This window comes from Brachybacterium phenoliresistens, assembly GCF_000576425.1.
GTDB lineage: Bacteria > Actinomycetota > Actinomycetes > Actinomycetales > Dermabacteraceae > Brachybacterium > Brachybacterium phenoliresistens.
This window is the reverse complement of sequence record NZ_KK070014.1, coordinates 1-24,892: the sequence shown is the minus strand read 5'-3', so window position 1 is coordinate 24,892 and position 24,892 is coordinate 1. Positions and strand designations below refer to the sequence as shown.

The 24,892-nt window shown below is 71.9% G+C and carries 18 protein-coding genes; 10 read left to right on the top strand and 8 right to left on the bottom strand.

All coding sequences use genetic code 11. The features are described from left to right. The 4 genes from BF93_RS18310 to BF93_RS18295 form a co-directional block, all read left to right on the top strand. On the top strand, window positions 1-1,035 hold a 1,035-nt coding region (locus BF93_RS18310), incomplete at its 5' end, for an ABC transporter permease (RefSeq protein ID WP_415749467.1). A 77-nt stretch (window positions 1,036-1,112) separates the two neighbouring features. Further along, window positions 1,113-1,973: a carbohydrate ABC transporter permease gene (locus tag BF93_RS18305; RefSeq protein WP_156954207.1), complete on the top strand. Its 861-nt coding sequence runs from the start codon at window positions 1,113-1,115 to the stop codon at window positions 1,971-1,973. A 155-nt stretch (window positions 1,974-2,128) separates the two neighbouring features. Next, window positions 2,129-3,775: a type 2 periplasmic-binding domain-containing protein gene (locus BF93_RS18300; RefSeq protein ID WP_038374651.1), complete on the top strand. Its 1,647-nt coding sequence runs from the start codon at window positions 2,129-2,131 to the stop codon at window positions 3,773-3,775. Between the two features lie 123 nt (window positions 3,776-3,898). Then, window positions 3,899-5,995, top strand: a complete 2,097-nt coding sequence (locus BF93_RS18295) for a S9 family peptidase (protein ID WP_038374649.1) — start codon at window positions 3,899-3,901, stop codon at window positions 5,993-5,995. Between the two features lie 81 nt (window positions 5,996-6,076). On the opposite strand, the gene BF93_RS18290 is transcribed toward BF93_RS18295, so the two are convergent. Both BF93_RS18290 and BF93_RS18285 read right to left on the bottom strand, forming a co-directional pair. Beyond that, the gene (locus BF93_RS18290; RefSeq protein WP_038374648.1) at window positions 6,077-8,026 is read right to left on the bottom strand and encodes a glycoside hydrolase family 35 protein; all 1,950 of its coding nucleotides are present in this window, start codon (window positions 8,024-8,026) and stop codon (window positions 6,077-6,079) included. 70 nt (window positions 8,027-8,096) lie between these two features. After that, complete coding sequence (locus BF93_RS18285; RefSeq protein ID WP_038374647.1) at window positions 8,097-8,489, bottom strand: hypothetical protein; 393 nt, start codon at window positions 8,487-8,489, stop codon at window positions 8,097-8,099. A gap of 120 nt (window positions 8,490-8,609) precedes the next feature. On the opposite strand from BF93_RS18285, the gene BF93_RS18280 reads away from it, so the two are divergent. Genes BF93_RS18280 through BF93_RS18270 form a run of 3 tightly spaced genes read left to right on the top strand, consistent with a single transcriptional unit; the run spans window position 8,610 to window position 10,723 of the window. Next, window positions 8,610-9,458 carry a WXG100 family type VII secretion target gene (locus BF93_RS18280; protein ID WP_038374646.1) on the top strand — a complete coding sequence of 283 codons (849 nt, stop codon included), beginning with the start codon at window positions 8,610-8,612 and terminating at the stop codon, window positions 9,456-9,458. A gap of 48 nt (window positions 9,459-9,506) precedes the next feature. Next, on the top strand, window positions 9,507-10,004 hold the full coding sequence (locus BF93_RS18275) for a hypothetical protein (protein WP_038374645.1): 498 nt from the start codon (window positions 9,507-9,509) through the stop codon (window positions 10,002-10,004). After that, complete coding sequence (locus BF93_RS18270) at window positions 10,001-10,723, top strand: hypothetical protein (protein ID WP_038374643.1); 723 nt, start codon at window positions 10,001-10,003, stop codon at window positions 10,721-10,723. The genes BF93_RS18275 and BF93_RS18270 overlap by 4 nt, the downstream gene beginning before the upstream one ends. Window positions 10,724-10,753: 30 nt before the next feature. On the opposite strand, the gene BF93_RS18265 is transcribed toward BF93_RS18270, so the two are convergent. After that, complete coding sequence (locus BF93_RS18265; RefSeq protein ID WP_038374642.1) at window positions 10,754-12,763, bottom strand: beta-galactosidase; 2,010 nt, start codon at window positions 12,761-12,763, stop codon at window positions 10,754-10,756. A 328-nt stretch (window positions 12,764-13,091) separates the two neighbouring features. Between BF93_RS18265 and BF93_RS18260 the strand changes: the two genes are divergently transcribed. Beyond that, entirely contained in the window at window positions 13,092-14,852 is a 1,761-nt protein-coding gene (locus BF93_RS18260; protein ID WP_038374641.1) for an ABC transporter ATP-binding protein, read from the top strand. Continuing rightward, window positions 14,849-16,846, top strand: coding sequence for an ABC transporter ATP-binding protein (locus BF93_RS18255; protein ID WP_051487195.1), 1,998 nt, complete (start codon window positions 14,849-14,851; stop codon window positions 16,844-16,846). The genes BF93_RS18260 and BF93_RS18255 overlap by 4 nt, the downstream gene beginning before the upstream one ends. 35 nt (window positions 16,847-16,881) lie before the next feature. Here BF93_RS18255 and BF93_RS18250 read toward each other — a convergent pair whose 3' ends face one another. From BF93_RS18250 to BF93_RS18235, 4 genes are all read right to left on the bottom strand, one after another. After that, window positions 16,882-18,219 carry a serpin family protein gene (locus tag BF93_RS18250; RefSeq protein ID WP_084148693.1) on the bottom strand — a complete coding sequence of 446 codons (1,338 nt, stop codon included), beginning with the start codon at window positions 18,217-18,219 and terminating at the stop codon, window positions 16,882-16,884. Between the two features lie 188 nt (window positions 18,220-18,407). After that, complete coding sequence (locus tag BF93_RS18245; RefSeq protein ID WP_038374639.1) at window positions 18,408-19,349, bottom strand: carbohydrate ABC transporter permease; 942 nt, start codon at window positions 19,347-19,349, stop codon at window positions 18,408-18,410. Further along, on the bottom strand, window positions 19,346-20,230 hold the full coding sequence (locus tag BF93_RS18240) for a carbohydrate ABC transporter permease (RefSeq protein WP_038374638.1): 885 nt from the start codon (window positions 20,228-20,230) through the stop codon (window positions 19,346-19,348). Before BF93_RS18240 ends, BF93_RS18245 begins: the two co-directional genes overlap by 4 nt. Then, window positions 20,227-21,591, bottom strand: a complete 1,365-nt coding sequence (locus BF93_RS18235) for an ABC transporter substrate-binding protein (protein WP_051487194.1) — start codon at window positions 21,589-21,591, stop codon at window positions 20,227-20,229. The genes BF93_RS18240 and BF93_RS18235 overlap by 4 nt, the downstream gene beginning before the upstream one ends. Window positions 21,592-21,687: 96 nt before the next feature. Between BF93_RS18235 and BF93_RS18230 the strand changes: the two genes are divergently transcribed. Further along, window positions 21,688-23,190, top strand: coding sequence for a S10 family peptidase (locus BF93_RS18230; protein ID WP_038374636.1), 1,503 nt, complete (start codon window positions 21,688-21,690; stop codon window positions 23,188-23,190). 11 nt (window positions 23,191-23,201) lie between these two features. Here BF93_RS18230 and BF93_RS18225 read toward each other — a convergent pair whose 3' ends face one another. Then, entirely contained in the window at window positions 23,202-24,605 is a 1,404-nt protein-coding gene (locus tag BF93_RS18225; protein WP_051487193.1) for a serpin family protein, read from the bottom strand. Window positions 24,606-24,892 lie beyond the last annotated feature (287 nt).

The following is a 24,892-nucleotide window of genomic DNA, read 5'->3' as shown; positions in this document are numbered from 1 at the left end:
GGCCGCGCCGCGGCACGCCAGGCCGCCGCGGCTCCCGGCCGTGGTGCCGCCCGCGGCACCGGAGCCGCCGGCGGCACCGGGGCGGCGGGAGCATCGGCCGCCCTGCCCCGCCGCCCCCGGGCGAGCCTGCGCACCCGGCTGCGCCGCGACTGGCAGATGCTGCTGCTGATGGTCCCCGGCGCGCTGTGCCTGCTGCTGTTCTTCTACGTGCCGATCCTCGGCAACGTCATCGCCTTCCAGGACTACCAGCCCTACCTCACGATCTGGGAGGCGCCCTTCGTGGGCCTGCAGAACTTCACGGACCTCGTGGACGACGACCGCTTCGGCCTCGCGCTGCGCAACACCCTGGTCCTCGCCGGACTGCAGCTGCTGCTGTTCTTCCCGCTGCCGATCCTGCTCGCGCTGATCGTGGACTCGATGATGACCCCGCGGCTGCGCCGGGCGTTCCAGTCGATCGTGTACCTGCCCCACTTCCTGTCGTGGGTGCTCGTGATCGCCCTGTTCCACCAGGTCCTCGGCGGGGCCGGGTTCATCAACCAGATGATCGTGCGCTCCGGCGGCGAGGCGATCGGCTTCATGACCAACCCCGACACCTTCCCGCTGCTGGTGGTGCTCGAGGTCGCCTGGAAGGACGCGGGCTGGGGCATGATCATCTTCCTCGCCGCGCTCGCCGCGATCGACCCGGCGCTGTACGAATCGGCCGCGGCCGACGGCGCCGGGAGGTTCCGCCGGATCTTGCACATCACCCTGCCGGGCATGCGGCCCGTGATCGTGCTGCTGCTGATCCTCAACCTCGGCTCGATCCTCACCGTCGGCTTCGAGCAGTTCATCCTCCAGCGCGATGCGGTCGGGGCCGATGCGGCCGAGGTGCTGGACACCTACGCCTACTACACGGGCGTGATCGGCGGGTCCTGGTCGATGGGCGCCGCCGCGGGCCTGGCCAAGGGCGTCGTCGGCACCGTCCTCATCCTCGCCGCGAACAAGATCGCCCACCTCCTGGGCGAGGACGGCATCTACCGAGGGAGGCCCTCATGAGCCCGCGCACCTCCGCGACCTCCGTCCACGAGCGCCTGTGGGGCTGGGCCTTCGGCCGCTCCGAGCGCGCCGCCTGGATGGAGCGCCCGTCGCTGCCGCTGACCGGCATGAAGATCCTGGTGATCGGCCTGGTCTCGATCTCGATCATCGTGCCGATGCTGATCGTCGTGTCCACCTCCTTCGCCTCCGAGGAGCAGCTGCGCGAGGCCGGCGGCTACGTCCTGTTCCCCACCGACCCGACGCTCGAGGCGTACCGGACCATCTTCGCCAGCCCCCTCGTCTTCCGGGCGCTGGGGGTGAGCGTCTTCGTCACGGTCGTCGGGACCGTGCTGGCGCTCGCGGTGACGATCTGCATGGCCTACGCGCTGAGCCGTCCCGTGATCGGCGGGCGGTTCATGCTCATGGCGATCATCGTGACGATGTTCTTCAGCCCGGGCCTGATCCCCATGTACCTCATGATCAAGCAGCTGCACCTGCTGAACACGGTGTGGTCGCTGATCCTGCCGGGGCTGTTCGCGGCGTTCAACTTCATCGTCATGCGCTCGTTCTTCATGGGGATCCCGCGCGAGCTGCTGGAATCCGCGCGCATCGACGGGGCCGGCGACATCTCCATCCTGGTGCGGATCGTGCTGCCGCTGTCCAAGGCGGTGATCGCGGTGATCGGCCTGTTCTACGCGGTCGGGTTCTGGAACTCGTTCTTCACCGCGATGCTCTACATCAGCGACCAGACCCTGTGGCCGATCCAGCTGATCCTGCGCAGCTACGTCATCCAGGGCACGTCCCTGACCGCCGATTCCCTCGGCGTCTCCCAGGCCCCGCCGCCGCAGTCCATCAAGATGGCCGTCGTCGTGGTGGCCCTGGCCCCCATCGTCCTGGTCTACCCGTTCCTCCAGAAGTACTTCTCCAAGGGCGTCATCACCGGCGCGATCAAAGGCTGATCGTCTCCGCTCCGGCCGGAGGAACCGCGAGGAACGAGCGCTTCCGACAGCCGGTGCGGTGGCGATCGGCCGTCCCACAAAGGCTGATCAGGCGACCCAGCACAGCTGATCGTCTTTCCCCCATCCCGCATTCCCTCTTCGTCGAAAGGCACCCCATGACCTTCACCCCGAACCGCCGCCACGTCCTCGGCGCCGGCATGGCCTCCGCCCTCGCCCTGGGCGCCACCGCCTGCGGCGGCGGCTCCGGCGGCAGCTCCGGCGGGGGCGGCGCCGAGGCATCGGCCGAGCTGACCCTGCCCACCTACCAGCCGATCGAGGGCCTGACCCCCGACCTCCCCGGCAACGAGCAGGGCCTGCACAACGTGTACCTGCAGGCCCCGGCCGAGCTGCTGCAGACCACGCAGAAGCCGCCGATCACCTCCGGCGAGATCACCGCGCTCACCCAGACCTTCGCCACGCCCTCCCCGCCGATGGCCGACAACGGGTTCTGGCAGCGCCTGAACACCGCCCTCGGCGGCACCCTGGCGCTGGACATCGTCATCGACGCCTACCCCGAGAAGTTCGCGACGCTGCTGGCCTCCGGCGATCTCCCCGACCTCATGTGGGTCCCGCCGAACCAGGGCATCCCCAACATCGGGCCGATGCTCGAATCGCAGTTCACGGACCTCACGGAGTACCTCTCCGGCGACGCCGTCCTCGAGTACCCGAACCTCGCCGCCCTCACCCCCGGATCGTGGCGCACCGCGGTGGTCAACGGCCGGATCTGGGGAGCGCCGATCCCCTCGACCCCCTTCGGCCAGGTCTATCTCGGCAACCCCACCGTGTGGGAGGCCGTGGGCGGATTCCAGTCCGCCAGCGCCCAGGAGTTCCTCGACAAGTGCATCGAGGTGCTCATCCCCGGGAAGCGGTGGGCGCTGGAGCCGTTCCTGCCCAATGCCTTCCACATGTTCAGCCAGTGGTTCGGCGTGCCCAACGGGTACCGCATCAACGAGGACCGGACCCTCACCGCGAACTTCCAGACCGAGGAGTACCTCGAGACCCTCGAATACGCGCAGAAGGTGTTCGAGGCGGGCGTGTTCTACCCCGACCTGAACCTCGCCGAGGGCGCGCAGTACTTCGCCAACGGCACCATCGGCGCGATGGTCGAGGTGGGCCCGCGCGCCGCCACCAAGGCGCGCACCATCAACCCGGACCTGCTCTCGGACATCCTCATCCCCTTCCCCGCGGTCGAGGGCCGCACGCCCCACCACAACATGGGCTACGGCACCGTCGGCTTCACCCCCTTCACCAAGACCGAGGACGAGGGCCGGATCCGCGAGCTGCTGGACCTGGTCAACTGGCTCTCGGCCCCCTTCGGCACCGTCGAGTTCATGCACAAGAACTGGGGCACCGCGGGCGAGGACTACACCGTCACCGACGGCAACTACGTCCTCACCGAGAGCGGGCAGAGGGACGTCCCGGGCCTGCGCGGGGCGCTGGAGATCATGACCGCGGGCGAGGGCGTCATCTACAACTCGATCCCGGGCGACTCGGAGTACATCTACGAGAAGGAGAAGGAGCTGCTGGCCAGCTCGCAGCCGCGCCCCATCACGGGCCTGTACTCCGACACCGCCTCCTCGAAGGGCACCGAGCTGAACACCCGCGTCAACGACGTGCGCAACGACGTCATCCAGGGCCGCAAGACCCTCGACGACTTCACCGCCGCGGTCAAGGACTGGGAGGAGCGCGGCGGCAAGCAGATCCTCGAGGAGTACGCCGCGGTGCTGCCGGCGGACGTCCCCGCCACCGCCCCGAACCGCTGACGGGCCCGGCCCCGGCCCTCGCGACGACGCCCTGCGCGTCCGGAGGGCCGGGGCCGCCGTGCGCCCGCCGCCCCCGAGCCCCCGCTGCCCCGGAATCCCCTCCCACCTGGCAGGATCGACATCATGACCTCACAGAGCATCACCACCCTGCTGGATGCCGCGCGGCTCGCCGGCCTGCACACCACCCCGGGAGGGCGGATCCTGGCCCGCGTCTCCCGGCCCGATGCGAAGGGCACGGCGTACCGCACCGAGCTCGTCGAGCTGATCGGCGAGGAGATGGTGACCCTCACCCGGGGCAGCGCCTCGGTCGGCTCCGTCGCCCCGCTCGAGGACGGCACCACCCTGTTCACCGCGAAGCGTCCCGGCGAGGACGGCTCCGAGGCCGAGGACGCCCGGCTGTGGGCGCTGCCCGTGCGCGGCGAGGCCCGTGAGCTGGCCTCCCGCCCCGGTGGCTTCGGCGGGCTGCAGGCCGGGGACGGCGTCCTGATCGCCCAGCTGTCGGTGCACTCGCAGGCGCGCGACGAGGCCGAGCACGCGAAGCTCACCGCCGAGCGCAGCGACGCGAAGGTCACCGCCGTCCTCCACGACGGCTTCCCCACCCGGTACTGGGACCACGACCTGGGGCCGGCGCGGGAGGTGCTCGCCGTCGCCGAGCTGCCGGAGGACCTGTTCTCCGCCCCGGCTCTCCCTCGCGCCGGGGCGGCCGATGAGGAAAGGTCTGAGGGCCCCGGGGCCGATGAGCCGGACGAGGAGACCTCCCCGCAGGTGCTGCGCTTCCGCCACCTGGAGATGCCTCCGGGCGAGCTCACCGACTGGAGCGCGGATCGCGCCGGCCGCCGGGCCCTCGTCACCATGCGCGACAGCGTCGGCGAGCTGCTGGGCGTCTCCCGGCTCTACCTCCTCGACCTCACCGGGCAGACGCCGCCCCGGCTGCTGCGCGAGGCGACGGCCGAGGAGAGCTGGTCCGCCGGGGCGTTCAGCCCGGACGGCGGGCGCGTGATCATCGGCCGGGAGCAGACGTGGACCGAGTCCGCCGCCGCGGACAGCCGCCCCTTCGTGCTCGACCTCGACCGGGCCCTCGCCGGGGACGCGCCGCTGCAGGAGGCCGAGGCCTCCGAGCTGTGGCCGCAGCTGGACCGATGGGTCGATCCCATCTGGCTGGACGAGGCCACGCTCGTGGCCGCGAGCGACGACGAGGGCCGCGGGGCGCTGTGGATCGGCGGCCTCGAGGACCCCGCGCCGCGGCGCCTCGCCGGCGGTCCCGGCCAGGAGCTCTCCTTCTCCGCCGTGCAGGTCGCCGCCGGACGGGTGGTCGCCGCGGCATCGGGCGTGGCCGTCGCCCCGCACCCCGTGGCCGTGGACCCGGCCTCCGGCAGCCTCACGGCCCTGCCGAACCCGGCCGACGAGATCCCGCGGACCGGCGACCTCACCGAGGTGTCCGCCCGCGCGGAGGACGGCACCGCCCTGCGCGCCTGGCTGCACCTGCCCGGCGGCGAGGGCCCGCATCCCCTGGTCGTCTTCGCGCACGGCGGCCCGTGGGGCTCCTGGAACGCCTGGACCTACCGGTGGAACCCGGGGCCGTTCGTCGACGCGGGCTACGCGGTGCTGCTGCCGGACCCGGCGATCTCCACCGGGTACGGGCAGGCGATGATCGAGCGCGGTCAGCACGAGCTGGGCGGGGCGCCGTTCACCGACATCATGGCGCTGACCGACGCGGCGATCGCCCGCCCGGACATCGACGAGTCCGCCACCGCCTTCGCCGGCGGCAGCTACGGCGGCTACATGGCCAACTGGGTGGCCGGGCACACCGGGGACCGCTTCCGCTGCATCGTCACCCATGCCTCCCTGTGGGACACCGAGACGATGGGGCACACCACCGACAACTCCGGCTGGGACCGGCCCATGCGACCGCAGAACCCGCGCTTCAACCCCAAGGCGTCGGTCGCGGACATCGTGGTGCCGATGCTGGTCATCCACGGCGACAAGGACTACCGGGTGCCGATCGCGCAGGGCCATGCGCTCTGGTACGACCTGCTGGCCTTCTCGGCCACGCCCCGCGACGAGCACGGCCGCACCCGTCACCGCTACCTGTACTTCCCCGACGAGGGCCACTGGATCCAGGGCCGCGGCAACGCCGAGGTCTGGTACGCGACCTTCCTCGCCTTCCTCGACGAGCACGTGCGCGGCATCGCCCCGCAGCGCCCGGCGACCCTGGGCTGAGCCGCCGCGGGACGGGCCGGCGCCACCGCGGCGGCCCGTCCTCGCGAGGCCGGGCCCGCAACGGCCCGGCGCTCGGCCGGGTCAGTCGGCGCCCGGGGTGGACCAGATCGGGGTCTCGGACAGGGCCAGGCGCGCGGGAACGCGCTCGAGCTCGAGCAGCAGCACCTCGTTCTCGCCCTCGCGGATCAGCGGCGCCGGCACGTAGAGCGCCTGCTGCGGGCCGATGCCCCAGTAGCGGCCCACGCAGAAGCCGTTGACATAGGCGACGCCGTGCCCGGCGGCGGAGACGTCCAGGAAGGTGTCCGCCGGGGCATCGGCCGTGAAGCTCGCGCTGACCAGCACCGGCAGCGCGTCCGTGGCCGCATCGGCGGCGGCGGTCGTGGCCGCTTCGGCGGTCGCGCCCGCGTCGGCAGAGAGCGCGTCAGCCGAGAGCGCCTCGGCCGAGAGGGCGGGGCCGCCGGCGGCGATCGCCGCGAGCTCGGCGCCCATCTCCTCGAGGGGCCACGGATCGGCCTCCCAGTCGTCGTGGAAGCGCACGCCCTGCCAGATGCCGCCCACGATCCCCTTGCGATCACCCAGGTGGGGGCCGAAGTTGCTGCGGCCCAGGTTCTCCACCAGGACGTCCACGCGCACGGTGCGGTAGGGCTCCCCGCGCAGGATCCGCTCCGCGAGCGGGGCGAGGTCCACGACCGCGGGGTCCTCGCGGTCGTCGGCGATGCCCGCCGGGATCCCGTCGACGAACACCCAGGCCCGGTCGTGCAGGCCGTGCAGCCGCAGCGGGGCGACGCCGGGGGCGCCGTCCGCGCCGGTGGTGCGGACCATCTCGATCTCGCGGGACAGCCGCAGCAGGCCCCGCTCGAGGCCGATCTCCTCGAAGGTCGGCGGCGCGATGCACACCGGCGCCGGCCGGGTGAAGCGCTCGGTCTCCCGCACGGCGACCACGGAGGAGATCGGGACGTCCGCCGGCGGCAGGTGCGCCGGCTGCGCCGCGATGCCCAGCTGCTCCAGCTGCTCCGCAAGGGGCGGCAGCTCCCGGAAGCGGGCGATGACCTCGCGGAAGGCATGGAACTTCTCGGTGAGGGTGCCGTCCTCCGCGATCGGGGCGTCGTAGTCGTAGCTGGTGGTGGTCGGTTCGAGGGGCCCGTCCTGGTTGGCGCCCGCGGTGAGGCCGAAGTTCGTGCCGCCGTGGGCCATGTAGAAGTTCACGCTCATCCCGGCCTCGAGCATGGTGGCGAGCTCGGCGGCGGCATCGGCCGCGGGGCGGGTGTGGTGCTGCTCGCCCCAGTGGTCGAACCAGCCGTTCCAGAACTCCATGCACATCTGGGGCTGCTCGGGCAGCTCCTCGGCGGCCAACTCGAGGACCTCGGCGGCGCGGGAGCCGAAGTTCACCGTGGCCAGGGCCCCGTCGACGGTGCCGCCGGTCAGCCACATGCGGGCGGGGCCGTCGGAGGTCACCAGCAGCTCCTCGATGCCGCGGGCGCGCAGCCCGTCGCGCAGGTGCTCGAGATAGGCGAGGTCGTCGCCGTAGCTGCCGTACTCGTTCTCGACCTGGACCATGACGACGTTGCCGCCGCGGGTGGCCTGGCGCGGCGCGATCACGGGGATCAGCGCATCGAACCAGGCGTCCACGTGGGCGAGGTACTCCGGGTCGCGGGTGCGCAGCCGCAGCGACCCGGCGGCGCGGCCGCTGGGCGCACCGGTCACCCAGCCGGGGAAGCCGCCGTTCTCCCATTCGGCGCAGATGTACGGGCCGGGGCGCACGATCGCGTCCAGCCCCTCCTCCGCGGCGATGTCCAGGAAGCGGCCCAGGTCCGCGATGCCCTCGAAGGTGGTGGTGCCCGGCGCCGGCTGGTGGAGGTTCCAGGCGACGTAGGTCTCCACGGTGTCGCAGCCCATCGCCACCAGACGCCGCAGCCGGTCCCGCCACTGCTCGGGGTGGATCCGGAAGTAGTGCACGGCACCGGAGACGATCAGATGCGGCGCGCCGTCGCGGAGGAGGCCGTCGGGCGTGGGGATGAGCGTTGAGGGCATGGAAAGCATTATCCAGCACGGGCTGCGCCGAGGACAGGGGGCTCATCGGACCTCTCCCGAGCAGGAGCGGTCATCGGCCGCGCTGCCCTCCGAACGCGCGCATCGCCTGGGCGCGCCCCGCCTGCACCTGGCGGGCCCATCGCGGGTACAGGAACGCCGGCAGCGGCAGGAAGGCGGCGAGGAAGTACAGCATCGGCACCGCGAGGACGAGCAGCAGCGCCACGCCCAGCAGCCGCAGCAGAGGCGTCTCCAGCGGCGCCGCGATCGCGGCGCAGCACAGCAGCAGGCCGCCCGCGGTCGGCAGGCCCAGCAGCACGAGCCGCTCTGCCATCCAATCCTCGTGGAAGGGGCTCATCCAGAACCGCAGCGGCGCCGGGGACCCGGACCGCAGCCACAGGGCGATGCCCAGGAGGACGATGCCGACGAGGGCGAAGACCACGGCGAGGAGGGCGCGTTGGGACATGCCTCCATCCTGGCAGATCCGCCGGGCAGGGCCCCGGCCGGAGCATGGGGAGTTCTCCCCGTCGCGCGATCGTCCGATGCCCGACACACTGGAGCGCGAGACGACACAGGGAGAGCATCGATGACCTTCTACGGCATGGACACCGCGCAGGGCGAGGACTTCGCATCCCTCCTCGCCTCGCGCCGGGAGACGCTGGCCGCGAGCATGGACGACCTGTCGACGCGCGTCGAGGGCATCGGCGCCGCCTGGGTCGGCCCCGACCACGACGCCTTCCTCGAGCAATGGCGGGCGCTGCGCAGCGGCCCGATCGACCAGGCGATCTCGCGGCTGATGGACCTCGCCCGCGACATCGCCGATCAGGCGCAGGACCAGGACATCGCCTCTGCGGCCGATGGCTGGGACGCCCTCGGGGAACGGCTGCGGGACATCTTCCGCTTCGACGACGACGGCCTGTCCTGGCGGGACTTCCTGCCCGGCCCCAACGACGGGGAGGACTGGCTGGGCCTGGGCCTGTCCGGGATCCTGGATGGGCTGGGCGGGGCGCTCACGGGCTTCACGAAGTACGTGATGAACCCGCGGACCCTGGCGACCCTGTTCACCGCCGGCGGCGACGACCTCATGAACGCGTTCCGGGGCGCGGCTGGCTCCGCCTCCCGCCTCTCGCGCGTGCTCGGGCCCGTCGGCGCCGTGGTCACCGGCGGCTTCGCCGGATGGGACCGCTGGGAGCAGGACGCCTCCGATCCCAGCCTCAGCACGGGCGAGCGCGTCACCCGGGCCGTCATCGACGGCGGTGCCAACGCCGCCGGCGGCGGGCTCGGCGCCTGGGGAGGTGCGGCCGGCGGCGCGGCCATCGGCACGATGATCTGTCCGGGCGTGGGCACCGTGATCGGCGGAGCGGTCGGCGGGATCATCGGCGGCCTGGCCGGCTCCAGCGCCGGCAACGCGATCGCCGACTTCTTCCTCGGATAGCGCCATGGACCGCATCCGCACCACCGACCCTGACGCCGAGGAGACGACATGAGCACCACGCGCGAGATCATCACGGCCCCCGCCGTCCCGGGGATCACCCTCGAGATCGACGTCCCCGAGAGCTGGGACCGACACACCGGCCAGGAGACCGCCGCTTTCGTCGCAGCGATGCCTCCCGCCGAAGCGGGCCCCTTCGCGGACACCCTGGTGGTGGGCATCGAGCGCCTGCCCGAGGGCCTCCCCGCCCATCTGGAGGCGGTGCGCGCCTCCTCCCTGGTGCAGCTGCACGCCGCCGTCCCGGACCTCCACCTCGTCGACGACCGCCCGGTGGTCCTCGACGGACGCGAGGGGCACCTGCGCGCCCTGGTGCAGTCCACCGAGCAGGAGATCAGCGTGATCGTGCGCCAGGTCTTCGCGCTGCACGGGGACGTCCTGGTGACCATCGCGCTGACCTCCCTGCCCTTCCGCGACCGCGAGGCCTCGCAGCTGGCCGATCGCATCTTCTCCACAGCCCGGATCACCGCGCAGAACGGAGCCGACCGATGATCTCCTACGACCCGGCGACCGCCGCCTTCCGCGGCGAGGACACGGCGATCCACCGCCTCCGCGACGCCCTCGCGCAGGAGGACGGCGCCTCGATCGCGGAGATCCTCGCCGAGCACGTCCCGCAGACCAGGGAGGATGCCGCGATGGCTCCTCTGCGCACGGCCCTCCTCTCCCCGATGTTCACCGTCGAGGTCACGGTCTCCGGCCCCGGGGCGCGGCACGACCATCACCTCAGCCTGGGCGTCAACGCCGTGGGCGCCCGGATCAGCCCGCTGCGCGAGGGCACGGCGGAGCTCGCCGCGTTCCCGCTGATCTCCCTTCCCGGGGGCATCACGCGGCTGGTCCGGTTCCGGCCCGGCACGCCTCCCCCGGCCGATGCCGCGCCGATCCCCGTCGCCGCCGCGGACCTGCTGGCTCTGACCGACCCGGACGGCGCCACGCGCCGAACCGCATGGGACGCGGTGCGCCCGCGGCTGGATGCGGCGCTCCCCCCGGCGGCCGATGATTCCTGGCAAGTGGTCGAGGTGCATGCCGCCTGGACGACGCCCTCCGGAGAGCAGGCCCGCGACCACGCTGTGCACCTGCGCCGCGGCGACGATCACCTGCTCGTCGAGGAGACCGAGGGCGAGGCCCGCCTGCTGCCGGTCACGTCTCTCCGGGCCTGGGAATCGATGATGCACGTGCTCCCCGAGCAGGGCGAGGTCGCCCCACCGCGCTGACCCGGTGCCGGCCGCCGCCGGCCCCGGGGCTCAGCTCTCCTGGAACACCGCCGCGGCGCCGGCGTGGACGGTGAAGGCGCCGTCGGCCTCGGTGCCGCGCAGCAGCTCGCGGCCGCTGACCTGCACCACCTGGTCGCGGTCGGAGTGGTTGAGCACGAACAGGTAGGTGGTGCCGTCCTCGGCGAAGCGGCGCAGCGCCTCGACGTCGCGGTGCAGCCCGCTGACCGTCGGCTCGATGCCGGCCGCGGCCGCGATCTCCCCGACCAGCGCCTCGAGGCCCGCCGCGGAGGGACGCGCCGCGACGTACCAGGCCGCGCCCTCCCCCGTCGCGCGCCGGGTGATCGCGGGCCAGCCGTGCAGGGGGCCGTCGGCCCAGGTCCGCACCGCCTGCGCGCCCTCGAGATGGGTCTTCTCGCTCCACAGGTCCGCGCTCGCGCCGTCGTCGAGGTGGTGCACCTCGTCCTCGAGCAGCGGATGGAACTCCTCGGTGCGCACGCCCAGCAGGTCGCGGAAGGCGCCCGGGTACCCGCCCAGGCGCACATGGTCGTTCTCGTCGACGATGCCGGAGAAGAAGGTCACCACGACCTGCGCCCCGCCCTCCGCCGCCGCGGCCAGACGGGCGGCGTCCGCGTCGCGCACGGCGTACAGCGTCGGGGCGATCACGAGGTCGTAGCCCGCCAGATCAGCGGTGACGGGCACCAGGTCCACGCTGATGCCCAGATCCCACAGGGCGGTGTACCAGCGCAGCAGCTCCCCGGGATAGCTGAGGGCGTTCGTGGGGTGGGAGTCCAGCTCGGCGGCCCACCAGGAGGGGTAGTCCACGACGATCGCCGCGCGGGAGAGCACGCGGCTGCCGCGCACCGGGGCGAGCGCCTCGAGCGCCCGGCCCAGGGTGACGGTGCCGCGCCACACGTCGGAGTCGCGGCCGGCGTGCGGGTACATCGCCGAATGGAACTTCTCGGCCCCGGCGCGGGACTGGCGCCACTGGAAGAACATGATGCCGTCGGCGCCGCGCGCCACGTGGGACAGGGAGTTGCGCAGCATCTCCCCCGGCGCCTTGGCGCGGTTGCGCGGCTGCCAGTTCACGGCCGATGTCGAGTGCTCCATGAGCACCCACGGGTCCCCGCCGGCGACGCCGCGGGTGAGGTCCGCGGCGAGGGCGAGCTCGATGTGGCCGCGCGGATCCGCGGAGATGAGGTAGTGGTCGTTGGCGACGAGGTCGAGGTCATCGGACCAGGAGAAGTAGTCCATCCACTTCGTCGCGCTCGAGCACATGAGGTTGGTGGTGGTGGGGATGTGCGGGGTGACCTCGCGCAGCACGTCCCGCAGCGCCCGGTAGTGGGTGAGCAGCTCGTCGCTCGAGAAGCGCGCGAAGTCCAGCTGCTGGGTGGGGTTGGCGTAGGTCGGGGCGGCGCGCGGCGGGAGGATCTCCTCGAAGGAGTCGTAGCGCTGGGACCAGAAGGCGGTGCCCCACGCCTCGTTCAGCGTCTCGATGCTGCGGTAGCGGCGCTGCAGCCAGGCGCGGAAGGCCTCGGCGGCGTTGTCGGAGAAGTCGTGCGGGACGTGGCAGCCCAGCTCGTTGTCCACGTGCCACAGGGCGAGCGCGGGATGCTCGGCGTAGCGCTCGGCGATCGCCCGGGTCATCCGCAGCGCGTACTCCCGGAACACCGGCGAGGAGACGGCGTAGGACTGCCGCCCGCCCTGGCCCAGCACCGTGCCGTCCTCGGTGACCGGCAGGATCTCCGGGTGGGAGCGGGTCAGCCACGGCGGCGGGGAGGCGGTCGCGGTGGCCAGGGCGACCTTGATCCCGGCATCGGCCAGGCGATCCATGGTCTCGTCCAGCCAGCCCCAGTCGTACTCGCCCTCGCGCGGCTCCAGCGTGGCCCAGGCGAAGATCGCGACGCTGACCAGGTTCACCCCGGCCTCGCGCATGAGCTCGACATCCTCGACGCGGACGTCCTGCGGCCACTGCTCGGGGTTGTAGTCGCCGCCGTAGGCGAGCCCCGTCACGCCGACGGGCCAGGGTCGGGAAGCTGTCATCGTTCCTCCATCGGATCGTGGCGCGGTACGCGGAAAACGCATGCTCAAGTCTAGGGGGTGGCGCCTGCGGCGGGGCTGCGCGCCGGGCGGGGCGACCGCTCCTGCGTGGCCTGCCGCCCGGCCCTGATCGGCGAGGCCGCCGGCGTCCCCGTGCGCGGATCCCCTACCGATGGCCGATGCGGCGGGGCCGCGGACGCGCGAGGATGGCCGGGCGCGGGCCATCGGTTCCGGGGGTCGGCGGACAGGAGCTGTCCGCCCGCGCAGGAAGCATGGGGGTGTCGTCCGACCGCCCCTGCCGCCGCCGCATCCGCTCTGCCTGAGGACCTTCATGCTCTGGACCGTCATCCGAGACCACGCGCGCCCGTATCGCGCGCACGTGGCCGCCGTGCTCGTGCTGCAGCTCGCCACCGTGCTGGCGACCCTGTACCTGCCCAGCCTCAACGCCGACATCATCGACCGCGGCGTGGCCACCGGCGACACCGGATACATCTGGCGGGTGGGCGGCATCATGCTGATCGTCGCGATCGTGCAGGTCATCACCGCGATCGCCGCGGTGTGGTTCGGCGCGCGCGTCGCGATGGGCATCGGCCGCGACGTGCGCCGCTCCGTCTACAGCCGGGTGGACCGCTTCTCCACCGAGGAGCTGGGCCGCTTCGGCGCGCCCACCCTCATCACCCGCGCCACCAACGACGTCCAGCAGGTCCAGATGCTCGTGCTGATGGCCCTGAACATCATGGTCATGGTGCCGATCATGTCGATCGGCGGCATCGTCATGGCGATCCGCGAGGACCCGGGGCTGTCCTGGCTGGTGTGGGTCGCGGTGCCGGTGCTCGTCCTCATCGTCGGGGTCCTGATCCGGGAGCTGATGCCGCTGTTCCAGCGGATGCAGGACAACATCGACGCGATCAACGGGGTGATGCGCGAGCAGATCATGGGCATCCGCGTGGTGCGGGCCTTCGTGCGCGAGCGTCACGAGGAGCAGCGCTTCACCGACGCCAACGCGGTCCTCACGGACACCTCGGTGCGGATCGGCCGCCTGTTCGTGATCATGGGCCCGGCCATCACCATCGTCCTGCACCTGGCCACCGCGGCGGTGCTCTGGTTCGGCGGGCACCGCGTGGACCAGGGCCTGGTGGAGGTCGGCTCCCTCACCGCGTTCATGCAGTACCTGCTGCAGATCCTCATGGCGGTCATGATGGGCACCTTCATGTTCATGATGTTCCCCCGCGCGATCATCAGCGCCCGGCGCATCGGCGAGGTCCTGCGGACCGCGCCCACCCTGGCCGAGCCCGCGCGCCCGGCCGCCCTCGCCGGCGCGGGCGGGGCCTCCGTGGAGTTCCGGGACGTCACCTTCTCCTACCCGGGCGCCGAGGCCCCGGTGCTCGACGGCGTCTCCTTCACCGCCGAGGCCGGCCGCACCACCGCGATCATCGGCTCCACCGGATCCGGCAAGACCTCCCTGATCAGCCTGATCCCGCGCCTGCACGACGCCACCGCCGGCCAGGTGCTGCTGGACGGCGTCCCCGTCACCGAGCTCTCCCGGTCCACGATCTCCCGGACCGTGGGGCTGGTGCCGCAGCGGCCGTACCTGTTCTCCGGCACCATCGCCGAGAACCTGCGCTTCGGCGATCCCACGGCCGATGACGACCGGCTCCGGCAGGCGCTGGAGGTCGCCCAGGCGAGCGAGTTCGTCGAGGGCCGCACCACCGGCGAGGGCGACTCCGCCCGCACCGGCCTGGAGTCCGCGATCTCTCAGGGCGGCACGAACGTCTCCGGCGGGCAGCGGCAGCGCCTGTGCATCGCCCGCACCCTCGTCGCCCGGCCGCGGGTGTTCGTCTTCGACGACTCGTTCTCCGCCCTGGACGTCGCCACCGACGCCGCCGTGCGCGCGGGCCTGGCCGAGCACACGCAGGGCGCCACGACGATCATCGTCGCCCAGCGCATCTCGACCATCACCTCGGCCGATCAGATCCTCGTGCTCGAGCAGGGCCGCGTCGTCGGCCGCGGCACGCACGAGGAGCTGCTGGAGACCAGCCCGACCTACCGGGAGATCGTCGACTCCCAGATCACCGTGGAGGACCCGGCATGACCACCACCGAGAAGGACGCCGCGAGCACGGCCGCCGCGGAGCTCAGCGAGGAGGAGATCCTGCAGATGCAGGACTCCATGAGCAGCGAATGGGGAGAGTCCGCGCCGCGGAAGGCGAAGGCGTTCTGGCCCTCGGCGATGCGCCTGGCCGGGACCTTCGCCGATCACAAGCTGGGCCTGGCCGTCGTGCTCGCCTTCGGGATCATCTCCACGGCGCTGACCGTGTGGGCCCCCTCGATCCTCGGCGACGCGATGGACGTCATCTTCGACGGCGTGCGCGGCGGCGGGGTCGACTTCCCGGCGCTGGGCCGGCTGCTGCTGTTCGTGCTGGGCATGTACGTCGTGGCGGCCCTGTTCGACTGGCTGCAGGGCCGCCTGCTGAACGACGTGGTGATGCGGATCGTCTACGGGCTGCGGCAGCGGATCGAGGCCAAGGTCAACCGCCTGCCGCTGAGCTACTTCGACACCCGCCAGCGCGGGGACCTGCTCTCGCGCACCACCAACGACGTCGACAACGTGCAGTCCGCCCTCCAGCAGGCCTTCGCCTCCCTGGTGTACGCCGTGCTGACCATCGTGGGCATCACCGCGATGATGTTCTGGCTGTCCTGGCAGATGGCGCTGATCGCCCTGGTGGCGCTGCCGGTCTCCGGCATCGTCATCGGCATCATCGGCTCGCGCTCCCAGAAGCTCTTCACCGCCCAGTGGCGCAACACCGGCCGCCTGAACGGGCACGTCGAGGAGTCGTTCACCGGCCACGACCTGGTCACGGTGTTCGACCGGCAGGATGCGATGCGCGAGCGCTTCGACGAGCGCAACGAGGAGCTGTACGAGGCGGCGTTCCGCGCCCAGTTCTACTCCGGCATGATCATGCCGATCATGCAGTGGGTGACCTACCTCGGCTATGTCGGCATCGCCGTGGTCGGCGGTCTGCGCATCGCCGCGGGGCAGATGTCCCTGGGCCAGGTCGTCGCGTTCATCCAGTACTCCCGCGAGTTCAACGCGCCGCTGGGCGAGGTGGCGGGGATGGCGAACATGCTCATCTCCGGCGTGGCCTCGGCCGAGCGGATCTTCGAGCTGCTGGATGCGCAGGAGCAGGAGGCCGATGGAGAGATCACCGCCGCCGGTCCCGCCGACGGCGGCGCCCCGCGGCGGGTCGCCCGCGCCGAGCTCGCCGGCCCCACCCGCGGGCGTGTCGAGTTCGATCACGTCGCCTTCTCCTACACCCCGGACCGGCCGCTGATCACCGACCTCTCGCTGGTCGCCGAGCCCGGGCAGACCATCGCGATCGTCGGCCCCACCGGCGCCGGCAAGACGACCCTGGTCAACCTGATCATGCGGTTCTACGAGATCGACGGCGGGCAGATCCGCCTGGACGGCACGGACATCCGGGCGCTGGACCGCGGCGCGGTGCGCAGCCAGGTCGGCATGGTGCTGCAGGACGCGGTGCTGTTCGGCGGGACGATCCTGGAGAACATCCGCTACGGCCGGCTCGACGCCACCGACGAGGAGGTGATCGCCGCGGCGCGGGCCACCTTCGTGGACCGCTTCGTGCACACCCTGCCCGACGGCTACGCGACGGTCATCGAGGACGAGGGCGCGAACGTCTCCGCCGGCGAGCGGCAGCTGATCACCATCGCCCGCGCCTTCCTCGCCGACCCGGCGCTGCTGATCCTCGACGAGGCCACCAGCTCCGTGGACACCCGCACCGAGATGCTCGTGCAGGAGGCGATGGCCGCGCTGCGCACCGACCGGACCAGCTTCGTCATCGCCCACCGCCTCTCCACGATCCGTGACGCCGACGTGATCCTCGTGATGGAGCACGGCGACATCGTCGAGCAGGGCTCCCACGAGCAGCTGCTCCAGGCCGAGGGCGCCTACCACCGCCTGTACTGGTCGCAGTTCGCCGGCGGCGAGGACCCCGACGCGGACCAGGCCGTGCTCGAGGGCTCCGCGACCGTCACCGGCGAGGTGCCCGTCGCCGACGGCGCGGGCTGAGGCCGGCCCTGCCCCGGTCCGGATGACCGGGGCGATCAGCCCTGCGCCGTCGGGTCCCCGATCCACCCCAGCACCAGCGGCGCGAGCGTCGACGTCTCGTAGGCGACGTAGAGGAACGGGGCGTCGAGCACGAGCTCGTGCTCGATCATCGGGGCCGAGGTCAGCGTGGCCACGGCGGCCGTGGCCGCCGCGGCCTCCATGCCTGTGTCGTCGACGGTGATCGTCGCCTTCTGGAGCACGGCGGAGATGACCAGCTCCGCCTCCCGCGTGATGGCGGAGAAGTCGGCGCTGGCGGCGTCGAACGCGTCGACCATGCCGAGCTGCTGGAGCATCGCCGTCAGCTCCGCCTCTCCGAGGATGTCGAAGCCGGGCATGGTCAGCTCTGCCATCGCCTCGGACTCCTCGAGGCCCGCGAGGAGAGCCGCCAGCCCGGCCGATGGGTCCGCGGCGGCGTCCGCCCAGGCGTCGAGCACGGCGCCGATGCCTGCGACGGGCTGGATCACGGCGAGGGACAGATCGTCGCCGTAGGTGGCCAGCGCCGTGGCGCGGCAGAGCTCGTCCTCGTACCAGCAGCCGGTGGTGCCGTGGAGCATGTCGAGGTCGAGCTCCTCCCCGGAGTCCAGGGTGAAGGTGCCCGGGCCGACGTCGAGCGGCACGGGCCAGGCGGCCGTGAGGTGCAGGGCGTTGACGAGGACGAGGCGGGTGTCCTCGTCCAGGGCGTCCTTCGGCACGAGATCCTCGATGAGGCCGGCGGTGGCGTCCTCGACCCAGCCGTTGATGCGCTCGCGGCCCTCCTCCCGCGCGGCGTCGTCGGTGAAGTCGACGGTGTAGACGCCGCTGCCGAAGTAGGTGGCGAGCCCTTCGAGGAACGGCTCCTCGACGGGCATGTCCTCCTGCAGCCAGGTGCTGTGGGCCAGGGACGCGGCAGCCGGCGCGGGGGCATCGGGGTCGTCCGCCTCCCGCTCCTCCTCGCCGATGGCGGCGAGGACCGTCGCGAGGGTGTTCGCGTTCTCGGCCAGCTCGTCGATGCTCCCGCCGAGGACCTCCTCCATCTGCGCGCGCGTATCCCCGGCGGCGCCGAGGCCCGCCATGGTGAGGGCGAGCTGCGCGGACAGCGGGGACAGCACGGCATTGGTCGCGGAACGGTCCGCGGCGCCCAGCATCCTGGCCGTGAAGGGCACGGCGAGCCCTCCGGCTCCGGCCGCGGGGCCCGGCTCGGCGCGCGGCAGCTCGGCCTGCAGATCCGGCATCCCGTCCTCCTCCGGGTCGGCGCCCTGCCCGCAGGCCGCGAGACCGCCGGCGGTCGGGGCCAGCGCCGCCGCGGCGAGCACGGAGCGGCGGCGGGGCAGCGAGCTCGGCCTCGAGGTTCTCATCGCCCCATCGAACGACAGCGCCCGCGCGAGGGCAAGACCGCGCCGATCACGGACCGGCACCGATCGCCCCCGGGGCGCGCCGACGGATCATCGGGCCGGGGCCGCGCCGCCCGGGCGAACGGACGACGCGAAGGGGCCGCGTCCCCTCCGGGACACGGCCCCTTCTCTCCCCGTCGCCGCCGCGAGGGTCAGCCCTTGACGGACCCCTCCGTGAGCCCGCCGCGCCAGAAGCGCTGCAGGACCAGGATGAGGATCGCCAGCGGGATCACCGACAGCAGCGCGCCGCCCACGGTGAGCTGGTAGAACTCGGGCAGGCGGTCCGTCTGGGCGCGCCAGTTGTCCAGTCCCAGCGTGATCGGGTACAGCTTCTCGTCCGCCAGCATGACCAGCGGCAGGAAGTAGTTGTTCCAGATGCCGACGAACTGGAACAGCACGATCGTCACGATGGCCGGGGTGAGCTGGCGCAGGGCCAGGGCGTGGAAGATCCGCAGCTCCCCCGCGCCGTCGATGCGCCCGGCCTCGAGCACCTCGTCGGGGATCGCCGCGCCCGCGTAGATGCGCGCGAGGAACAGGCCGAAGGGGCTCACCAGCGACGGGATCAGCACCGACCAGTAGGTGTTGGTCAGGCCCACCGAGCTGAACAGGAAGAACAGCGGCAGCGCCGTCGCGGTGCCCGGGACGAGCACGCCGCCCAGCACGAGGGCGAACACGAGGTTCCTCCCGCGGAAGCGGTACTTCGCCAGCGCGTAGCCGCCGGCGACCGCGAAGTACGTCGCCAGCACCGAGCCCACGCCGGAGTAGATGAGCGAGTTCACGGCCCATCGGCCGAAGATCCCGTTCCGGGAGGTGAGCACGGCGCCCAGGTTCTCGAACAGGTGGAAGCTGCTGCCGAACCAGAAGCCGCTGGTGCCGAAGAGGTCCTCGGTCGTCTTCGAGGCGTTCACGATCACCCAGTACACGGGCACCAGGAAGTAGATCGCGACGATGGCGAGCACCGCGGTGACGATGATCGTCGTCGCCGGGCTGCGGCCGGCGGAGCGGGTGCCCGCGCGGCCGTCGTCCTGCGCGGCGGCCCGGGTCCCCCGGCCGCGGATCGAGGTCGAGGTGGTGGTGTTCTCGGGGGCGCTCATCGCTTCCTCTCCGACCGCGAGGAGATCCCCAGGGCGATCGCCGAGAGGACGAACGCCGAGACCGCGATGATCACGGCCTGCGCGGCCGCCATCCCGATCTCGTTGTACTGGAAGGCGTACGCGTACGCGGACATGTTCGGGGTGTACTCGGTGGTGATGCCGGAGCTCATGGTCAGCAGCAGGCGCGGCTCCGCGAACAGCTGCAGGGTGCCGATGATCGAGAAGATGATCGTGAGCACCAGCGCGGGGCGGATCAGCGGCAGCTGGATCGAGCGGACGATCCGCATCGGCCCGGCCCCGTCGATGGTCGCGGCCTCGTACAGCTCCTTGGGGATCGACTTGAGCTGCGCGATGATGATCAGCATGTTGTAGCCGGTGTACGTCCAGGTCACGATGTTCGCGATGGACCACAGCACCACGCCGGGCGCGAGGAAGTCGATGTCGATGCCGACCGCCTGCAGCACGTCCACGATGGGGCTGAGCCCGGGGATGTACAGGAAGGACCACAGGATCGTCGCGATGACGCCGGGGATCCCGTAGGGCAGGAAGTACGAGGAGCGGAAGAAGCCGGGCCACTTCGCGCTCGCGCTCTCCAGCAGCAGCGCCAGCACGGTCGCGGCGACGATCATGACCGTCACCTGCACGATGCCGAACAGGATCATGCGGCCGATGGACTCCACGAAGTTCACGTTCGACAGGGCCGCGATGTAGTTGTCCAGTCCCGCGAAGGTCGACTCGATGCCGGCCTCCCCGAGCAGGCCGCGCCGTTCGACGCGGGTGAAGCTGTAGCCGATCGCCATGATGATCGGGATGATCATCGTCCCGATGAACAGGACCAGGAACGGCGCCAGCAGGATCCAGGGGGCTGTTCTGTGCCTCATGAGGCGGCCTCCACGTTCAGTCCGATGCCCTGCATGATGTCGACGATCTCGGCCTGGGACTGCTCGAGCAGCTGCACCATGGTGATCTCGCCGGTGACGACCTGCGCCATGCCGTCGCCGACCACGGCCATGGCCCGCTGCATGAGCGGCGCCCAGGTCCAGTCGAGGTTCTGGCCCTGTGCCATGGGCACGATGACCTCCTCGTTGTAGTTCTGCCCGGAGAAGAACTCGCTGGGCTGCCGGCGCTTCTCGCCGATGTAGTCCTTCGCCGGGGACCAGCCGATGCCCGAGTGCTCGATCATCGCGTCGATGCCGGCAGGGTCGGTGCACATCCAGGTGAGGAACTCCAGCGCCTCTGCGGGATGCTGCGCGTTGGCGAGCACCGCGGCGGAGGACCCGCCGTGGCCGCCGGAGGCGTAGCCGTCCTCCCAGCGGGGCATGGGGGCGACGGCCCATCGGCCCGAGCCGTTCGGGACGGACTCGATGAGGGCGTCGCCCCAGGAGCCGCCGATGAACCCGAGCACCTTGTCCTCGCCGGCCGCCGCCATCCACGGGGTGGTCGAGAAGCCGTAGCCGGTGTCGATGGTGCCGTCGGCGAGCACGCCGTCCCAGAACTCGGCCACCCGCATCGAGGCGGGATCGAGCATGTCGATGATCCAGCCGTCGCCCTCGGGGCGGAACCAGACCGCGCCGGACTGCATCGCCCACATGACGGGGTGGGAGCCGTCCTTGGGGTCCAGCGTCATGAGCACCTTCCCGGCGTCCTTGACCTGCTGCGCCGCGGTGCGGAAGTCCTCCCAGGAGGTCGGCGGGACGATGCCCAGCTCCCCCTCGAGGACCTCGCGGTTGTAGAAGAAGGCGCAGGGGCCGGTGTCCTGGGGGACGCCCCAGATCGACTCGCCGACCCGTGCCTGCGCCCAGGCGCCCGGATCGAACAGGCCCTCCTTCTCGGCGAAGCCGTACCGGGAGAGGTCGGTCAGCGCGCCGGCCAGGGCGAACTCCGGCAGCGAGCGCAGCTCGACCTGGGCGATGTCCGGGCCGCCGCCCGCGGCGACCGCGGAGAGGATCTTGGCGTAGCCGCCGGAGTTGCCCCCGGGGATCCAGGCGGTCTCGACCGTGATCCGGTCCTGGGAGGCGTTGAAGACGTCGGCGACCTTCTGGAGGTCCTTCAGCCAGGCCCAGTAGGTGACGGTGACCTTCCCGTCGGCCGCCGGGATCGTCGGCTGGGCGTTGATGTCGTCCGTTCCGGGCGGCGCGCACGCCGCCATCCCGGCGGCCAGGGCCGATGCCCCGCCGATCATCGCCCCGCGGCGGCTGACCGCGGCGCTTCGTGGACGTCTGGGACCATGCACGAGGTCCATCCCCTCTCCTCGTCGAGCGTTCTCTGGCAAAACACCGACCACTGTACAGGTTTCGTGGTACGAGTCACGGACTGCCGGCGCCCGTAGGGTGGACGCATGACCGACGCCTCCGCCAGCTCCCCCTCCGCCGATGCCGCCGACACCGAGATCACCGCGATCGAGGACCGCATGTCCGTGACCGCGCACGCCCTCGAGCTGGAGGACGGCCCCCTGGTCTACACCGCCCATGCCGGGACCACCGTGCTGCGCGAGGAGAAGCCGGGCGAGAAGAAGACCGGGAACGGGACGCCGGGCGAGGGGTACGAGCAGGCATCGGCCTATGCGGAGGTGTTCTCCGTCAGCTACATCGCCTCCGGCCGCGGGCAGCAGCGCCCGGTGGTGTTCGCGTTCAACGGCGGTCCCGGCGCCTCGACGGTGTGGCTGCACCTGGGCCTGTTCGGGCCGCGCCGGGTGGACTCCGGCGACGCGGGGGCACTGACCCCGCAGCCGGCCGGGCTGCTGGAGAACCGCGAGACCCTGCTGCGCGAGGCCGACCTCGTCATGGTCGACGCGATGACCACCGGGTTCTCCCGGCCCGCCCCGGGCACCGCGCCCGATCGTCTGCACGGCTTCGCCGAGGACCGCGATCTCATCGCCGCCTTCGTCGTGGACTGGCTGACCCGCCACGAGCGCTGGCTCTCCCCGCTGTACCTGGCCGGGGAGTCCTATGGCACCACCCGCGCCGCCGCGGTCGCCGCCCGCCTCACCGACCGCTACTACGTGGTGCCCCGCGGCATCGCCCTGATCTCCCCCGTGCTCGACTTCGGCACCGTCTTCTTCACCCCCGGCAACGATGCCCCGTTCCTGCACTATCTGCCGACCTACGCGGCGATCGCCCACGCGCACGGCAAGCACGAGGGGCGCATGCTGCAGGACGTGGTCGACGAGGCGGAGGCCTTCGCGGAGCAGGAGTACCCCCAGCTGCTCGCCCAGGGCCTGCGGCTCGGGGCCGAGGAGCGCCGCGCCGCGGCCGAGACCATCGCCTCCCTGATCGGGGTGAGCCCCGACTGGGTGGAGCGGGTGGACCTGCGCGTGGAGCATCAGGCCTTCCTCGCCGAGCTGCTGCGCGACCAGGGACTGGTCACCGGGCGGATCGACGGCCGCTTCACGGCGCCTGCCGGGGACCCGATCAGCAAGGAGATGGAGACCGACCCGTCCATCGACCAGCTCGCCCCCGCGTACACCGCAGCCATCAACCACTACCTGCGCGGCGAGCTCGAGTTCAGCAGCGACGTCGTCTACGAGATCATGTCCGCGCGCGTGCACCCGTGGAGCTACAAGGACTTCGAGAACCGCAGCGTCGAGGTCGCCACGGACCTCTCCCGGGTGCTGCGCAAGTCCCCCACCACCCGCCTGTTCGTCGCCCACGGCTACCACGACGCGGCCACGCCCTTCCACGCGAGCGAGCACGTCCTGGCCCACCTCGACGTGCCGCGCGAGACCTACGAGCAGCGCATCCAGGTCGAGGACTACGAGGCCGGCCACATGATGTACTGCCACGAGCCCAGCCGCCTGGCCCTGTCCGAGGACCTGGCCCGGTTCGTGCGCGGCGAGGGCTGAGGCCGGCCGGGTCAGGCGCCCGGGTCCCGGACCACCGCGACGACCAGCGGGGCGAGGGTGGCGGAGGAGATCGCGAGGGCCACGTAGGGCACATCGAGGACCAGGGCGTGCAAAGCCGCCGGCGCGGCGGATTCGACACCGATCACGGCGGTCGCGGCCGCCGCCTCCATGCCCTCGGCGTCCACCACGAGGGTCGCCTTCTGCAGGACATGGGACAGGGAGATGCCGGTGGTGGCGGAGATTCCGGAGAAGTCCGCGGCGCCGGAGAATGCATCGGGCATCCCGAGCTCGATGAGGGCGTCGGCGAGGGAGAGGTCGGAGGCGAGGTCGAGCGCGGGCATGGTGAGGTCCACGGCGTCTTCGCTGCTCGCGACGCCGGCCAGGAGGGCGGCGAGCAGGCTCGGATCGGCCTGCCACGCTTCCAGCAGGGAGGCGAGGCCCTGCGCGGGCCGGACCAGGACGAGCCCCAGGTCCTCGTCGAAGGTGGGCAGCATGGTGGCTCGGGCGTGGTCGTCCTCGTGCCAGCCGGCGGCCTCGCCCTGCAGCATCGGCACGTCCACCGCGCCGCCCTTCGCCTGGAAGGGGGCGGTGGTCTCGGTGAGCGGGGCCTGCCAGGCGCCCTTGAGGTGGAGCGCGTTGATCAGCACGATGACCGTGTTCGCCCGCAGCGCCTGCGCGGGGACGAGATCCTGGATCATGCCGTTCGTGACCTCCTCGACGAGGCCGTTCATGGCGGCGCGGGCCTCCTCGCGGGGACCCTCCTCGACGAAGTCGGCGGTACGCACCCCGGCGTCGAAGTACCGGGAGAGGTCGTCGAGGTAGGGCTCCTGGACCTCCATGCCCTCGCGGAACCAGACGGCGTTGACCAGCGCGGCGGAGTCCGGCTCGGGCATGTCCGGGTTCTCGAGGTCCTCCTCCGCACGGCTGGGGATCGCGAGCATGCTGGTGCGCAGGATGTTCGAGACCTCGGCGAGGTCCGCCATCGGCCCGCCGAGGACCTGCTCCATCTGCGCACGGGTCTGCCCGGCGGCGCCCAGACCGGTCATGGTCAGCGCGATCAGGGCCGATGCGGGCGAGCACACCACGTTCGGCGTCCCGGCCTCGTCGAGCGCGGCGGGGAGGAAGGCCGTGGTGAACGGGACCAGCGCCCCGTGCGCATCCTCGACCGGCCCGGGCTCCAGCGGCGGGATCTCCGAGCGCAGGTCCTCCCCGCCGGCGCCGCCGCCTCCCGTGTCCCCTCCGCCGAGGACACCGCAGCCGGTCAGCACCGCACCGGTCGCCGGGATCGCGGCCAGGAGCGTCAGCAGCCGCCGCCGGTCGAGCCCCGGGCGCGGCGAGCTCGGACGTCGCTCGAGACCCGAGCGGCCCGGGTTCCCCACGACGATCGGGCCGCTCGAGGCGCTCGGGCCGCTCAAGGCGCTCGGGCCGCTCAAGGCGCTCGGGCCGCTCAAGGCGCTCGGGCCGCTCAGGGCGCTCGAGGTGCTCGAGGTGCTCGAAGAGCTCGGATGGTTCTGAAAGCCCATGGGCCCATCGAACCCCCTCCCGCCTCGCCCGCGAGGCCGGGTCCCGCCGATGGTGTCCTGATCGTTAGAGAGATTGCAGGAAACTGTTCCACGTACTGCCCGGCGGGTTCTAACGGTCAGCGCAACAGGTGCTCGGAGAATACCTCTCTTGGCGTAGCAAATTCAAGCCGCTTTCGCGG

What these genes read in the sequence shown, in the direction of transcription:
- BF93_RS18250 (WP_084148693.1), bottom strand. Translation starts at nt 18,219, where the DNA reads ATGAGAACCTCGAGGCCGAGCTCGCTGCCCCGCCGCCGCTCCGTGCTC.
- BF93_RS18295 (WP_038374649.1), top strand. Translation starts at nt 3,899, where the DNA reads ATGACCTCACAGAGCATCACCACCCTGCTGGATGCCGCGCGGCTCGCC.
- BF93_RS18240 (WP_038374638.1), bottom strand. Translation starts at nt 20,230, where the DNA reads ATGAGGCACAGAACAGCCCCCTGGATCCTGCTGGCGCCGTTCCTGGTC.
- BF93_RS18245 (WP_038374639.1), bottom strand. Translation starts at nt 19,349, where the DNA reads ATGAGCGCCCCCGAGAACACCACCACCTCGACCTCGATCCGCGGCCGG.
- BF93_RS18285 (WP_038374647.1), bottom strand. Translation starts at nt 8,489, where the DNA reads ATGTCCCAACGCGCCCTCCTCGCCGTGGTCTTCGCCCTCGTCGGCATC.
- BF93_RS18265 (WP_038374642.1), bottom strand. Translation starts at nt 12,763, where the DNA reads ATGACAGCTTCCCGACCCTGGCCCGTCGGCGTGACGGGGCTCGCCTAC.
- BF93_RS18305 (WP_156954207.1), top strand. Translation starts at nt 1,113, where the DNA reads ATGGAGCGCCCGTCGCTGCCGCTGACCGGCATGAAGATCCTGGTGATC.
- BF93_RS18290 (WP_038374648.1), bottom strand. Translation starts at nt 8,026, where the DNA reads ATGCCCTCAACGCTCATCCCCACGCCCGACGGCCTCCTCCGCGACGGC.
- BF93_RS18280 (WP_038374646.1), top strand. Translation starts at nt 8,610, where the DNA reads ATGACCTTCTACGGCATGGACACCGCGCAGGGCGAGGACTTCGCATCC.
- BF93_RS18235 (WP_051487194.1), bottom strand. Translation starts at nt 21,591, where the DNA reads ATGGACCTCGTGCATGGTCCCAGACGTCCACGAAGCGCCGCGGTCAGC.
- BF93_RS18270 (WP_038374643.1), top strand. Translation starts at nt 10,001, where the DNA reads ATGATCTCCTACGACCCGGCGACCGCCGCCTTCCGCGGCGAGGACACG.
- BF93_RS18275 (WP_038374645.1), top strand. Translation starts at nt 9,507, where the DNA reads ATGAGCACCACGCGCGAGATCATCACGGCCCCCGCCGTCCCGGGGATC.
- BF93_RS18260 (WP_038374641.1), top strand. Translation starts at nt 13,092, where the DNA reads ATGCTCTGGACCGTCATCCGAGACCACGCGCGCCCGTATCGCGCGCAC.
- BF93_RS18230 (WP_038374636.1), top strand. Translation starts at nt 21,688, where the DNA reads ATGACCGACGCCTCCGCCAGCTCCCCCTCCGCCGATGCCGCCGACACC.
- BF93_RS18300 (WP_038374651.1), top strand. Translation starts at nt 2,129, where the DNA reads ATGACCTTCACCCCGAACCGCCGCCACGTCCTCGGCGCCGGCATGGCC.
- BF93_RS18255 (WP_051487195.1), top strand. Translation starts at nt 14,849, where the DNA reads ATGACCACCACCGAGAAGGACGCCGCGAGCACGGCCGCCGCGGAGCTC.